12 protein-coding genes are annotated in these 13,191 nt (G+C 38.2%); 1 reads left to right on the forward strand and 11 read right to left on the reverse strand.

The features are described from left to right. The first annotated feature begins 81 nt into the window (after window positions 1-81). Window positions 82-2,646 (forward strand): DNA mismatch repair protein MutS, encoded by a 2,565-nt coding sequence (gene mutS, locus GWJ05_RS09195; RefSeq protein ID WP_036934776.1) that lies wholly within the window; start codon window positions 82-84, stop codon window positions 2,644-2,646. Window positions 2,647-2,760: 114 nt separating this feature from the next. On the opposite strand, the gene GWJ05_RS09200 is transcribed toward mutS, so the two are convergent. The 11 genes from GWJ05_RS09200 to cysC all read right to left on the reverse strand — a co-directional run bounded on the left by GWJ05_RS09200 (window position 2,761) and on the right by cysC (window position 13,191). Beyond that, window positions 2,761-3,915: a hypothetical protein gene (locus GWJ05_RS09200; RefSeq protein WP_036934778.1), complete on the reverse strand. Its 1,155-nt coding sequence runs from the start codon at window positions 3,913-3,915 to the stop codon at window positions 2,761-2,763. After that, the gene (locus GWJ05_RS09205) at window positions 3,912-5,171 is read right to left on the reverse strand and encodes a hypothetical protein (protein ID WP_036934779.1); all 1,260 of its coding nucleotides are present in this window, start codon (window positions 5,169-5,171) and stop codon (window positions 3,912-3,914) included. The genes GWJ05_RS09200 and GWJ05_RS09205 overlap by 4 nt, the downstream gene beginning before the upstream one ends. A gap of 170 nt (window positions 5,172-5,341) precedes the next feature. Next, a complete protein-coding gene (rpoS, locus tag GWJ05_RS09210) occupies window positions 5,342-6,325 on the reverse strand; it encodes an RNA polymerase sigma factor RpoS (RefSeq protein ID WP_023582671.1) in 984 nt (327 codons plus the stop codon). A gap of 684 nt (window positions 6,326-7,009) precedes the next feature. Next, window positions 7,010-8,122 carry a murein hydrolase activator NlpD gene (nlpD, locus tag GWJ05_RS09215; RefSeq protein ID WP_036934782.1) on the reverse strand — a complete coding sequence of 371 codons (1,113 nt, stop codon included), beginning with the start codon at window positions 8,120-8,122 and terminating at the stop codon, window positions 7,010-7,012. Window positions 8,123-8,275: 153 nt separating this feature from the next. Further along, complete coding sequence (locus tag GWJ05_RS09220) at window positions 8,276-8,902, reverse strand: protein-L-isoaspartate(D-aspartate) O-methyltransferase (protein ID WP_161681370.1); 627 nt, start codon at window positions 8,900-8,902, stop codon at window positions 8,276-8,278. Next, window positions 8,896-9,660, reverse strand: coding sequence for a 5'/3'-nucleotidase SurE (surE, locus tag GWJ05_RS09225; RefSeq protein WP_036934786.1), 765 nt, complete (start codon window positions 9,658-9,660; stop codon window positions 8,896-8,898). The genes GWJ05_RS09220 and surE overlap by 7 nt, the downstream gene beginning before the upstream one ends. Next, complete coding sequence (gene truD / locus GWJ05_RS09230; RefSeq protein WP_036934788.1) at window positions 9,638-10,690, reverse strand: tRNA pseudouridine(13) synthase TruD; 1,053 nt, start codon at window positions 10,688-10,690, stop codon at window positions 9,638-9,640. Before truD ends, surE begins: the two co-directional genes overlap by 23 nt. Continuing rightward, window positions 10,687-11,172: a 2-C-methyl-D-erythritol 2,4-cyclodiphosphate synthase gene (gene ispF / locus GWJ05_RS09235; protein ID WP_036934789.1), complete on the reverse strand. Its 486-nt coding sequence runs from the start codon at window positions 11,170-11,172 to the stop codon at window positions 10,687-10,689. The genes truD and ispF overlap by 4 nt, the downstream gene beginning before the upstream one ends. Window position 11,173: 1 nt before the next feature. Continuing rightward, the gene (ispD, locus tag GWJ05_RS09240; RefSeq protein ID WP_036934790.1) at window positions 11,174-11,923 is read right to left on the reverse strand and encodes a 2-C-methyl-D-erythritol 4-phosphate cytidylyltransferase; all 750 of its coding nucleotides are present in this window, start codon (window positions 11,921-11,923) and stop codon (window positions 11,174-11,176) included. A 39-nt stretch (window positions 11,924-11,962) separates the two neighbouring features. Further along, window positions 11,963-12,253 carry a cell division protein FtsB gene (gene ftsB, locus GWJ05_RS09245; protein WP_036934791.1) on the reverse strand — a complete coding sequence of 97 codons (291 nt, stop codon included), beginning with the start codon at window positions 12,251-12,253 and terminating at the stop codon, window positions 11,963-11,965. Window positions 12,254-12,585: 332 nt separating this feature from the next. Then, window positions 12,586-13,191, reverse strand: a complete 606-nt coding sequence (gene cysC, locus GWJ05_RS09250) for an adenylyl-sulfate kinase (RefSeq protein WP_052038449.1) — start codon at window positions 13,189-13,191, stop codon at window positions 12,586-12,588.

The following is a 13,191-nucleotide window of genomic DNA, read 5'->3' on the forward strand; positions in this document are numbered from 1 at the left end:
TTGTGAAATAAAACGACATTCCGTGCAATAACAAATTTTCACAAATAACTCAAAATTCAATACCTTAAGACAGACAACAACATGACTGACATTCGACACTTAGACTCCCACACACCAATGATGCAGCAGTATCTGAAGATAAAAGCAGAGCATCCTGAAATCTTACTGTTCTATCGTATGGGTGACTTTTATGAACTGTTTTTTGATGATGCTAAAAAAGCCTCTCGTTTATTAGATATTTCATTAACAAAGCGAGGTCAGTCCGCAGGCCAACCTATCCCTATGGCGGGAGTCCCTCATCATGCCGTTGAAAATTATCTCGCTAAATTAGTGCAATTGGGGGAATCCGTCGCTATTTGTGAACAAATTGGCGATCCCGCAACAAGCAAAGGCCCCGTTGAGCGCAAGGTTATTCGTATTGTAACACCAGGTACCGTTACTGATGAGGCCTTACTTGAAGAGCGTCAAGACAATCTGTTAGCTGCTATTTGGCAAGATAAAAATGGTGCATTTGGTTATGCAACGTTAGACATCACTTCAGGGCGTTTTCGTGTCACTGAAATGCCAGATAGTGAAAGCATGATCGCCGAGCTACAACGTACCCACCCAGCAGAATTACTCTACCCAGAAACCTTTGAATCAATGGCATTGATTGAGCGTCAACAAGGACTGCGTCGCCGTCCTATTTGGGAATTTGAACTTGAAACAGCAAAACAACAGCTTAATCTACAATTTGGTACTCGTGATTTAACGGGGTTTGGTGTTGAAAATGCACATCTCGCACTCTGCGCCGCGGGATGTTTATTGCAATATGTAAAAGATACACAACGGACGTCTTTACCTCACATTCGTAGTATTACCATGGAACGTCCTCAAGATTCGATTATTTTAGATGCGGCTACTCGTCGCAATCTTGAATTAACACAAAATCTTGCAGGTGGGACTGATAACACACTGGCATCTGTACTTGACCTTTGTGTTACCCCTATGGGAAGCCGTATGCTAAAACGTTGGATACACACGCCATTACGCCAACGTGAACAACTGATTAAACGTCAGGATGCCATTAGTGCATTACAGCCTTTCTATTTTGAGTTACAGCCTTTTTTACGCCAAATCGGCGATTTAGAACGTGTATTAGCACGTTTAGCATTACGTTCTGCACGCCCTCGTGATCTCTCTCGTATGCGCCATGCTTTTCAGCAATATCACGATATTCATCAAGTGCTTGAACAAGCTGATATGCCTTACATTAAAGAATTACAAAAGCGTATTAGCCAGTTTGATGAATTATGTGAATTACTTGAAAATGCCATTGTGGAAACGCCCCCGGTATTAGTCCGTGACGGAGGTGTTATTGCCTCTGGTTATAATGCCGAATTAGATGAATGGCGAGCATTAGCCGATGGTGCAAGTGATTATCTTGATAAACTTGAAATTCGTGAACGTGAAAAATGGGGCATTGATACATTAAAAGTGGGTTTTAATGGTGTACATGGCTATTACATTCAAGTCAGTCGCGGGCAAAGCAATTTAGTGCCAATGCACTATGTTCGTCGTCAAACATTGAAGAATGCTGAACGCTATATCATCCCTGAGTTAAAAGAGTACGAAGATAAAGTCCTAACCTCAAAAGGTAAGGCGTTGGCAATTGAAAAAATGCTCTATGAAGAGATTTTTGAAAAATTATTGCCACACCTTACAGCATTACAAATCAGCGCAGAAGCTTTAGCAGAAACAGACGTCCTCTCTAACCTTGCAGAGCGCGCTGAATCATTAAATTACATTCGCCCTGAATTAACGGAGAAAGCCGGTATCCAAATTACAGGGGGACGCCACCCTGTTGTTGAACAAGTTCTTAGTGAACCTTTTATTTCTAACCCATTACAATTGGCGCCTCAGCGCCGTTTACTGATCATTACAGGGCCGAATATGGGCGGAAAAAGTACTTATATGCGCCAAGCTGCATTAATTACTTTACTTGCCTACATAGGTAGCTTTGTTCCTGCAGAAAAAGCATTAATTGGTCCAATTGATCGGATCTTTACCCGTGTAGGGGCTTCTGATGATCTTGCTTCTGGTCGCTCTACCTTTATGGTGGAAATGACCGAAACAGCTAACATTTTGCACAACGCGACTGAAAATAGCTTGGTGTTAATGGATGAAATTGGTCGGGGTACATCAACTTATGACGGATTATCCTTAGCCTGGGCTTGTGCTGAGAATTTAGCAAATCGTATAAAAGCAATGACACTCTTCGCGACACACTATTTTGAATTAACCACATTACCTGAAAAATTAGAAGGTACAGCAAATATTCACTTAGATGCGGTCGAACATGGTGACACTATTGCCTTTATGCACAGCGTTCAAGAAGGTGCCGCAAGTAAAAGTTATGGCTTAGCTGTAGCTGCATTAGCAGGTGTCCCCAAAGAAGTTATTCGCCGAGCTAAACAAAAGTTAAAAGAGCTTGAAATGCTATCAGGTCACTCTGGATCAGGTCACGTTGAAACATCACAACTGATGCTATTAACAGAAGCTGAACCATCAGCGATTGAATTAGCTTTGGATAAAATCGATCCTGATACTCTAACGCCACGACAAGCGTTAGAACAACTTTATCGATTAAAAGAGATGTCAAAATAAACCATCATAAATACTAAATACCGACAGCAAAAAAGCTCTGTTTGAATTCACAGAGCTTTTTTATGGCTTACTTTCTAATTTTTCAAATGAAGATAATCAAAGATAAATACAACATTAATTAATTGAAGCATGGCTATATTTCAGTCGCTCACCCAATAACAATAAAGTGTCTTCATCACCATAATTGTCAAATAAGCGAACAAATGATGATAAAGCAGGATTAAATATCATATCGTCAGTAATTTTCTCATAAATTGTATAGCCATTTGTTTTTAATGAAAAAACTAGTGTGACCTTATCATCGTTATAACCTTTATTTAGAATTAAACTGTCATTACTTACCATTAAATCATTTATATATTTATAACCACTTTCATAAAAAGTGTTTAAATTGCCATCAGATTGACGTCGAACAACAGAATAGAGATCTCGATAAGCATGTTGAGTAATAAGATAAATATCACCATTAGCATTTTGGGCAACTTCTTTAACACGCAAAGGAAGCCAGCGTGTTTTTGTCACTTCTTTATTCACTAAATTTAGTGTGATTTCTAAGGTATTTGTTGTGTAATGGTGGTTATAAAAAATAATGAGGGAATCATCTGATAAAGCGTAATGAAATTGTGTAAACTCACCGAAATCTTCAGCGTAATATTGCTTCACCAGATCTTCTGTATTAACTGAATATTCCCAACTCTCCCCTTCATCTAAACTTGTCGTTATCGTTTTATTGTCAACTAACACTAATTGCGATGTAGACTCTGAATATAATAATTTTCCCCCAATAATCGCTAAAGGAAAACGATAATAACCATTGTTAGCCTCTTGCCAAGGAATTAAGTCTGCTACTGTAAACTCTGTTAAATCTATAGTTTGCCGTCCCTGCTCTGTAAATAAAACACATTTATCGGCAACACAATATGCGTTATAAAAGCTACCTTGACCTTGTGATACAAAGCGCAAGCCTTCTTTATCAGAAAAATACAGCGTATATTTTCTCTGGTTATCTTGGCGGTGAAGTCTGCCATAAATATCTACATCATATCGGCCACGATCAGATTCAGTTTTAATTAATATTCCGCTAGAAGCATAAAAAGTATTACGCCAATCATAGTGAGAATAAGGGTATGAAGATAACTCAGAAGAGCTTTCATTTTTCCATTGCCATTTAGAGGCGAATCCATGAAAAAGCACGCCATAAAAAAGCAGTAAGCTTAAAATAAATAAACTTGTGATAATGATAAAAGGCTTACGGAAAAAAGGATTCATTGGCGCAACTCCGTAATATACAGGGGTTGTTTGCTTTCAACACATTGCTGCTGAAGTAAAAAATAGGTTTGATAACTGCTATTACCTTTTTCTGATAACAAAATATAAAGATTTGAAAATAAGGCAGTTAAAAAAGCAATGCCACTCATGATTAAGCCATAGATAATTCCCATACCTAAAAAGCTATCACCAATAGAATACCAATCCCATTTATCCCAATAATTGCCGTTATCATAAACATCAGAAATAGAGAAACTTGCGACCATTGAGAAAATAAAAACACTGACTAATGCGACTATTAACAGTGATAAACGATATGTACGCTGGTGACCAATATATATTTGTCCTGATATTGTATAAGCACCATTATCTGTATGATTATAAACCCCCAAAACAACAGGCCCTGAGTGCTTATCTTCAGCTTGCCAAAAGAACAGTTCAACATCATCACCATCAGCAAGAAACAGATTATGATCAGAATAAAATAAGCGCTCTCTATAACTTAATACGAAAGGATGATTATCAATCAGGCAGGATACTTGCATTATCACCGTCTCGCCGTTGCGGTGATGCATTTTAATTCTATTACTACTATGAATTTGTATTATTCCTCGAACTCGTTGTACTTTACTTTGCTTTATTTGAGGAAACGATTTTTTAATCACAGGCAATGAAGGTAATGGTGCTGATTTTATTCCAGTAATAATGAGGCGCTCGCCATCTGGCGCTATCAAGGCTTGCTTGGCGATAACTTTATCTAACGCCTTTATTCTCTTTCTATGTTTGGGTCTGGTGCGCTGAAAATAGCGATAAGCTTTTTCTCCGATATAACTGATCCCCGCCATCACTGCACCACATGCAATAACCATAGAAACAACGATAAAGAAATTCACTTCAAGATAGAGGATCGAAAAATAGCTCCAATAACCGCCAACAAGCGTCAGAATAAATGCAAGCAATAACCATTTTTGTTGTTTTGCTGTTAGCGTGAATGTTCTTTCAGGCTCAAGCCTTCCTTTAGTATCATGATAAATCCATTGCACCCAAAAACTGCCATCCTTCAATAATTCAGCACAGATTTTAAGCTCATCACCTTGTTTTAATCGTTTAAGAAAATCTTGAGAATTAGAAAAATCCTCTTCATTAAGATAGAAGTTTTTACCTGATGCTATTAATCTCACCATTCCATTCGGGGAGATTTTACTTTGGTTAAAATCGCAACGTTCTAATTTAACGTTTAAAAAATAATCTTTCATATCTTCCTTTATTACTGTCATCAGGCTAATAAGGTGCAAGACTGCGTTCTTGTTTTATCGTTTTAAGTCGCATAATACAAGATAAAGAAAAGCCGATTAGTAAATCCACTAATCGGCTTTGGTAATAACAATTTGTCAATTAAAGCTATAAACAGAGCAAGGATGGCTAATTATGCTTTGAAAAGCGCTTCAATACATAACCCCTGACTTTGCAGAATGTCTTTTAGCCGACGTAATCCTTCCACTTGGATTTGACGAACTCTTTCTCTTGTCAGACCAATCTCTCTACCAACATCTTCTAAAGTTTCAGCTTCGTAGCCTAATAACCCAAAACGACGTGCTAATACTTCACGTTGCTTAGGATTCAATTCAAATAACCACTTTATGATATTTTCCTTGAGGTTATTATTTTGAATTGTCGCCTCAGGCCCTTCTTCATTTTCATCAGAGATGATATCAAGTAAGGCCTTATCTGAATCGCCCCCAATTGGGGTATCGACAGAAGTAATACGTTCGTTTAAACGTAACATCTTACTCACATCTTCAACTGGTTTATCAAGTGTTTGTGCAATTTCCTCAACACTAGGCTCATGATCAAGCTTATGTGCTAATTCTCTCGCAGTTCTTAAATAAACATTCAGCTCTTTAACGATATGAATAGGAAGGCGAATGGTACGAGTTTGATTCATAATGGCACGTTCTATCGTTTGACGTATCCACCATGTCGCATAAGTTGAAAAGCGGAAACCTTTTTCAGGATCGAATTTTTCAACCGCGCGAATTAGTCCTAAATTCCCTTCTTCAATCAAATCAAGCAGGGCAAGACCTCGGTTTGTATAACGACGAGATATCTTAACAACTAAACGTAGATTACTTTCTATCATTCGTTGTCTTGAAGGAATATCACCACGCAACGCTCTACGGGCAAAAAAAACTTCTTCCTCAGCGGTCAGCAACGGAGAATAACCAATTTCTCCTAAATAAAGCTGAGTGGCATCGAGCGCACGCTGGTTGACTCCTTCAATAAGTTCAATTTCGTCTTGAGCATCAGACTCATTTTCTGCCTCTTTTGCAGCAACTTCATCGAACTCTTCCATGTTCTCTTCAATTTCATCTGTATATAACTCGTCTACTCTTAGCGTACTTTGGCTCATCAGCTGCTCCTACCCTTGATAATTTAGGTAAACGACGTTTGATTAGTGTCTGTTTACCAGTTTATCGCTGTGTCACGACACAACGGGTTACTGATTTTCCCTTGTAACGAATTACAAAATAAAAGATAACATAATCTATTTTACTGTTAATTTTATCATTCTTTATTCAATATATAACTTAGCTATTGAGTACAGGTTATTAACAGTTTTTTTATTATATTTTACGTATATTTATCTATGTGTAAAATTACTCTATTTAATGTGCTAGCTGTAACTATTTGTATCTCAAAAAACAAATAAAAATCCAGAATAATAAAATAACACCAAATAATTTATATTATTAACTATTATTAAAAAGATAATCTAATAAAGAAAATACCCTTACAAACAAGGGGTTATTTTATAGTTCATCCTTTAGTAACAGCGAATCTTTATTCATTTTTTATATAACAATTTTTAGCATACGCATTCATTGGTTGAGAATCAACCGTCTAATTAAACGTTATCTATAATTTTATATAGAACTCTCATTTTTACTTATCTTTAATTAAGCAGTTTTACTTAGTTAAAATGTATTTTGTTTCAATATTTTAATTAATTACGGATAACAAAAAGCCCTCTTCTTTTGTAAAGAAGAGGGCTTAATTTTAGGATTATTCACTATACGTGTTAAAAATCACTTACTTATTTTTTAGGTAAATAGCTCATTGGATTGAGTGATTTTTCTTTATAACGGATTTCAAAGTGTAGCCGGACAGAGCTTGTTCCTGAACTCCCCATAGTGGCAATCTGCTGACCTGCATTCACATTTTGTTGCTCACGTACCAAAATGGTGTCGTTATGCGCATATGCACTGAGATATTCATCATTATGTTTAATGATAACAAGATTACCATAACCACGTAATGCGCTACCTGCATAAACTACTTTACCCGCTGCAGTTGCAACAATTGGAGAACCTTTAGTACCAGCAATATCGATACCTTTATTTCCCCCTGGCGCACTTGAATAGCTTTCGATGATCTTACCTTGTGCTGGCCAAATCCACTTACCTGAAACGGCTGTCGGTGTTGCCGTTGTAGTACTTGTATTAGTTGTTGGTGGTGGAGTCGTCGTCTTCGGCGGTGTTGTCGTTGCTGGCTTAGTGATCAATGGCCCCATTGAGGTGTTATTAGTCGGCTTCGTTTGTGTTGTTTGCACACCAGCACTACTTGGTTGATCGATAACGGATTTATTTATATTTGTATTGGTTCCCGTATTGACTTGACGGTTACCTATATTCAGCACTTGCCCCACATTTAAACTATAAGGTTCAGGAATGTTATTCATTGAAGCCAGCTCTTTTACATCGCTATCTGTTATCCAAGCGATATAGAACATGGTATCACCTCGTTTTACTGTGTAGGTATTACCGCTGTAATTCCCTTTAGGAATACTGTCATAATTGCGGTTATATACAATACGGCCAGAACCATCTGTACCCACGTTTTGAGATGCAACTGATGTTTGTGCACGAGGCTGATTTTGAGGCTGATATGTGCCACTATTCGATGCAGTACTATTCACCTTAATGGAAGGAGGAGGTGACGATTGTAAAGGAGTTGTTCTTTCAATCGGTGTTGCATTGCTACTAGTCATCACAGGCGCGGTCGAAGCCGTATTATTTGAAGAGCTATCATTTACAGAGGTAATGGGTGCAGGACGATAAGGTGTATCTGCACAGCCTGTTAATGCAAATCCAATTACCGAACACATGATTGCCCAGCGGACATGCTTAATTGGGCTTTCTGAATTCATACTTCCTTCTCCCTTTAAAAAGGCATTAGCGTCTAGCAATTTGTCGAGTTAAACAAAAAGACTGCAATTTTTTGAAAATGTTTCATATATTAGTGCAGATTACGACAAGCTATTAAAAAGCTGTAATAAAAAGCGGTCAGATTTATCTGGAAGTTATGCTAACTCACCCGAAATTAAAGGAACAAATCTAACCGATTCTATAGATTGATAGTGAAAATCATTACCTAAACGTCGGATAAACTTCAATATTTGTTGCTGTTCGCCTACAGGTATTATCATCCTGCCACCATCGGCTAATTGCATCAATAATTGTTGTGGTACTTCTGTTGCACATGCTGTCACTATTATGGCATTAAACGGGGCTTTTGATGACCATCCTTCCCATCCATCACCATGGCGTGTAGAAATATTATGTAAATCAAGATGCTTAAAACGCCGCTTAGCTTGCCATTGCAATATTTTTATACGCTCAACAGAGCTAACATGATGAACTAAATTTGCTAAAATGGCAGTTTGATACCCTGATCCTGTTCCAATTTCTAAAACAGAATCCGTACTTTGTAATTCTAGTAGTGTTGTCATTTTAGCAACAATATAAGGCTGTGAAATAGTTTGACCATTACCAATAGGCAAAGCCGTATTCTCATAAGCCTTATGAGAGAGCGCTTCATCAATGAAGAGCTCTCTGGGTACTTTACTCATTGCTTCCAGCAAGCTTTCATCCTTGATGCCATGCTGTTTTAACATTGTCAGTAAGTCTTTCATTGACCGACTTAACATGTTTTTTTGACCTCTGCTTTATTTAACCAATTTTGTAGTAAATCAAGTGCTTTGTATGCTGTTAAATCGACATGTAAGGGTGTAATCGACACATAACCTTCGTCAACAGCGGCAAAATCTGTATCAGGGCCTACATCGTTTTTTTCGCCTGGAGGCCCAATCCAATAAAGGTTATTTCCTCTAGGATCAGTGTGGGTATAAACGTGCTGTGAAGCATGACGACTCCCACAACGTGTGATACGGAAACCTTTGATTTCATCCAGTGGAATATCTGGCACATTAATATTGAGAATATTTCCCGCTCTTAAAGGTACTTGTTGTAACATTGTCAGTACTTCACAAGTCACTTGAGCCGCTGTCTCAAAGTGTATTTCACCATCTAATGAGACAGCTATTGCTGGTAAGCCTAAAAAGCGCCCTTCTGTTGCGGCTGCCACTGTACCAGAGTAAATAACATCATCACCTAAATTAGGGCCATGGTTAATACCAGAAACAACAATATCAGGACGAGGACGCACTAAATTGTTTACACCAAGATAAACACAATCTGTTGGTGTTCCTTCAACAATAGCGATATCACCATTTTCCAGCTCTTGCTTACGTAATGGTCGGTCAATAGTTAAAGAGTTAGAAGCAGCACTACGATTACGATCAGGTGCAACAATTTGTACATCATAACGCTGGCGTAATGCTTTAGCGAGGGTCTGTATCCCTTTCGACATCACACCATCGTCATTACTCACCAATATTTTCAGCATCATCCTTCCCTAATAAAATTAATTCACGTACAACGCTAGTTGCAAAGCTTCCTGCGGGTAAAAAAAATGACAGAGAAACAGTAGTGTCGTCTACCCAATGCCATGACAGATTTTCTGGTAACACATTGATAGCACGTCTTGTATTGTCAACTCGCTCTTGTCGAGCCAATGACCATAATGTTTCATATTCTGCCAAATTTTCAGTTTCAAAATCCAATGCTTTTGCTTGCGTCCCTAAATCACCCTTACCCGGTAAAGGCGCAGTAATATGAACATCGTGCTCTTCATAACGAGTTTGTGTTTGCGTAATTTCAGTTTCATCCACAACAAACCAACTGCCTCGTCCATGAAGTTGCATTGCATCACCAATCATCACTTTTGAATATAAATCACATTCCAATCTTTTACTGACAAGATGATTGAACATGGCACTGCGTGCTGCTGAAAGATAAAAACTGCGTTTACCACGCTCTTTAACACGAATTTCATCCATTGCCCAACGCATCGCTTGGCGTAAATTTTCACCATTACGGCCAAATCGTTGTGCACCAAAATAGTTAGGAATACCTTTAGTTTTAATTTGTGCTAATCGAGTATCGACAAAGGTACGGTCTGAAATGTTTCGCAACACCAATGTAAAGTGATTACCTTTTAGTGTTCCTATACGTAATTTACGTTGTTGACGAGTCGTTTCTAAAATTTCGCAACCGTCTAAAGCGAATTGACTAAAATCGGGCATCTCTTTGCCTGGCATACGCAGACAAAACCACTGTTCAGTAACAGCATTCTTATCTTTTAGCCCAGCATAGCTTGCCTCTCGAGGGTGAATACCCACAAATTTTGCCAGCTTTTCAGCAACAACAACGGTGTTGCACCCTGTTTTTCTCACTTTCACCATGACATGCTCGCCTTCACCATCAAGAGTGAAACCAAGATCTTCACAGACAATAAAATCTTCAGGAATTGATTTCAATAAACCTGTTGCTTGTGGTTTTCCATGTAACCAATGGAGTTCTGGTAATTCACTCATTCAGGTAATGACTCTTTTTTTAATAAAACAACAGCTTCACAGGCAATACCTTCTTTTCTACCCACAAATCCAAGTTTTTCGGTTGTTGTCGCTTTCACATTGATATCATCAACATGACAATGAAGATCTTCTGCAATATTGACACGCATTTGTGGTGTATGAGGTAACATTTTTGGTGTTTGAGCAATAATTGTGACATCCAAATTACCAATTCGGTAACCTTTTGCTCTTACACGTGAAAAAGCGTCACGAAGTAGTACCCGACTATCTGCCCCTTTATATGCCAGATCAGTATCAGGGAACAATGTGCCAATGTCTCCCATTGCCATAGCGCCTAAAATAGCATCAGTTACTGCATGTAATACGACATCGCCATCAGAGTGGGCTAACAATCCTTGCTCATAAGGAACTCTGACGCCGCCAATAATAATAGGACCTTCACCACCGAATTTATGTACGTCATAACCGTGTCCAATTCTCATTTTATTGTGTGTTCCTTATATTGGTGATTTGGCGTGACAGAAAAAACTCTGCAAGTGCCAAATCTTCTGGCTGAGTTACTTTGATATTATCTGCACGCCCTTTCACTAATAACGGCTCATATCCAGCAAATTCCATTGCTGATGCTTCATCAGTAATAGTCGCTTTTTGTGAGAGTGCATTTTCTATATTTTGTTTTAATAATGAGGCAGGAAAGAACTGTGGCGTTAAAGCATGCCATAATGTTGTTCTTTCTACTGTTTGTTCAATATGGTTGTCTTGTTGATGACTACGCTTCATCGTATCACGAACAGGGGTGGCGAGAATGCCACCACAAAAATGAGGATCCGAGAAATTTTCATCAATTAATTTAATAAGATGATCAAGATCGCCAAAATGTAAGCAAGGCCTTGCTGCATCGTGGACAAGCGCCCAAGTCTTTTCAGAAAAATGCTGAGTGACATACTCTAAACCCGATAATACAGAGTCTGCGCGCTCTCCGCCACCGTTAACCGTAATGATCCTTTCATCTTGCGCTAAAGATAAAGTTTTAAAATAATGATCATCAGGGCTAATGGCCACAATAATTTGCGTTATGCGTGGGTGTTTTAATAAAGCTTTAATGGTATGTTCAAGAATAGTCAATCCACCAATCTTCAAATATTGTTTTGGACAGATTGATTGCATTCGACTTCCGATACCAGCTGCCGGAATAACGGCAACAATAGGAAGAGTTGAGTTTGTTATATTCATTATAGTATTTGTATCAGGACACACTATTAATTCAATAAATTAACGACGTGGTTGAGACTTATCATTCACAATACGGAAAAAAGTCTCATTAGGTTTAATCATCCCTAATTCACTACGAGCGCGCTCTTCTAAGGCTTCTTGCCCGCCATTGAGGTCATCAATCTCTGCAAATAGACGATCATTACGCTCTTTTAACTGCGTATTTTGCGCCAATGCAGAGGCAACTTCTTGACTTACTTTGTTGTAATCATGGATACCATTTTTACCTAACCACAATGAGTATTGTAGCCAGCCAAGTAAAATCAGAAGTAAGACTGTTAATTTCCCCATTACCACCCCCAAGATTAATGGGCTAATCATCCCACAACTCAACCACAGACGCCACAAAAGCGCTGGAATATATTACATTATTATTCCTATTCTCCTCACTATAAACGTGGGTAATTTCTGTAATATTCAGATTAAGGCTTAATTTTTTCTTATAAAGATAAGGCTCAATAAGGTTAATTGATAAATAAATCAGTTCTGGGTGAAAAGTCTTAATAATATTTTACACTCGCGTGATGATAAATGTATTTCATACAAATAACACTCTCGCGTCTCTACACATTCCCCCCTTTTATGAGGTGTTTGTGTAGAGATAATTGTATTTCACTTTAAAATTAACGGTAGATATGATTTTGCTGTAGATAGGTAAGGATATGCTGAATAAGAATATTGATAGGGCGTGTGCCGTCTAAATGTAATTCAGGTTCAATAGGCTGTTCATAAGGCGAATCTATACCTGAAAACTGCTTTATTTCACCGCGTCTTGCTTTTTGATAAAGCCCTTTAGGATCCCGAGCTTCGCAAATATGAAGTGGAGTATCAACGAAGATTTCAATAAATCGACCTTGCTCAAAGCGTCCTCTAACTTTTTGTCTGTCTTCTCGATAAGGAGAGATAAATGCAGTTAAAACAATCAGCCCGGCATCTACCATTAATTTAGCCACTTCACCAACACGGCGGATGTTTTCATGCCGATCTTCTTCGCTAAACCCAAGATCACAGCATAATCCATGACGTAAATTATCACCATCTAATAAATAGGTGCGAATTGGCGAATCAGAGTGTTGATAAAGTGCTTGCTCTAATGCATCAGCAAGCGTGGATTTACCTGATCCTGATAGCCCAGTAAACCAAAGCACACATCCTTTGTGTGCTTGCTGTGATTCACGATCGTTTAATCCAATTGTATGAGAATGCCAGACAATATCTTCGCTTATCAT

Source organism: Proteus sp. G2626, from assembly GCF_009915985.1.
Lineage (GTDB): Bacteria > Pseudomonadota > Gammaproteobacteria > Enterobacterales > Enterobacteriaceae > Proteus > Proteus vulgaris.

Bases quoted from the DNA above. Each gene is read 5' to 3' on its own strand.
- mutS (WP_036934776.1), top strand. From the start codon at position 82: ATGACTGACATTCGACACTTAGACTCCCACACACCAATGATGCAGCAG.
- GWJ05_RS09200 (WP_036934778.1), bottom strand. From the start codon at position 3,915: ATGAATCCTTTTTTCCGTAAGCCTTTTATCATTATCACAAGTTTATTT.
- GWJ05_RS09205 (WP_036934779.1), bottom strand. From the start codon at position 5,171: ATGAAAGATTATTTTTTAAACGTTAAATTAGAACGTTGCGATTTTAAC.
- rpoS (WP_023582671.1), bottom strand. From the start codon at position 6,325: ATGAGCCAAAGTACGCTAAGAGTAGACGAGTTATATACAGATGAAATT.
- nlpD (WP_036934782.1), bottom strand. From the start codon at position 8,122: ATGAATTCAGAAAGCCCAATTAAGCATGTCCGCTGGGCAATCATGTGT.
- GWJ05_RS09220 (WP_161681370.1), bottom strand. From the start codon at position 8,902: ATGTTAAGTCGGTCAATGAAAGACTTACTGACAATGTTAAAACAGCAT.
- surE (WP_036934786.1), bottom strand. From the start codon at position 9,660: ATGCTGAAAATATTGGTGAGTAATGACGATGGTGTGATGTCGAAAGGG.
- truD (WP_036934788.1), bottom strand. From the start codon at position 10,690: ATGAGTGAATTACCAGAACTCCATTGGTTACATGGAAAACCACAAGCA.
- ispF (WP_036934789.1), bottom strand. From the start codon at position 11,172: ATGAGAATTGGACACGGTTATGACGTACATAAATTCGGTGGTGAAGGT.
- ispD (WP_036934790.1), bottom strand. From the start codon at position 11,923: ATGAATATAACAAACTCAACTCTTCCTATTGTTGCCGTTATTCCGGCA.
- ftsB (WP_036934791.1), bottom strand. From the start codon at position 12,253: ATGGGGAAATTAACAGTCTTACTTCTGATTTTACTTGGCTGGCTACAA.
- cysC (WP_052038449.1), bottom strand. From the start codon at position 13,191: ATGATAAGCGAAGATATTGTCTGGCATTCTCATACAATTGGATTAAAC.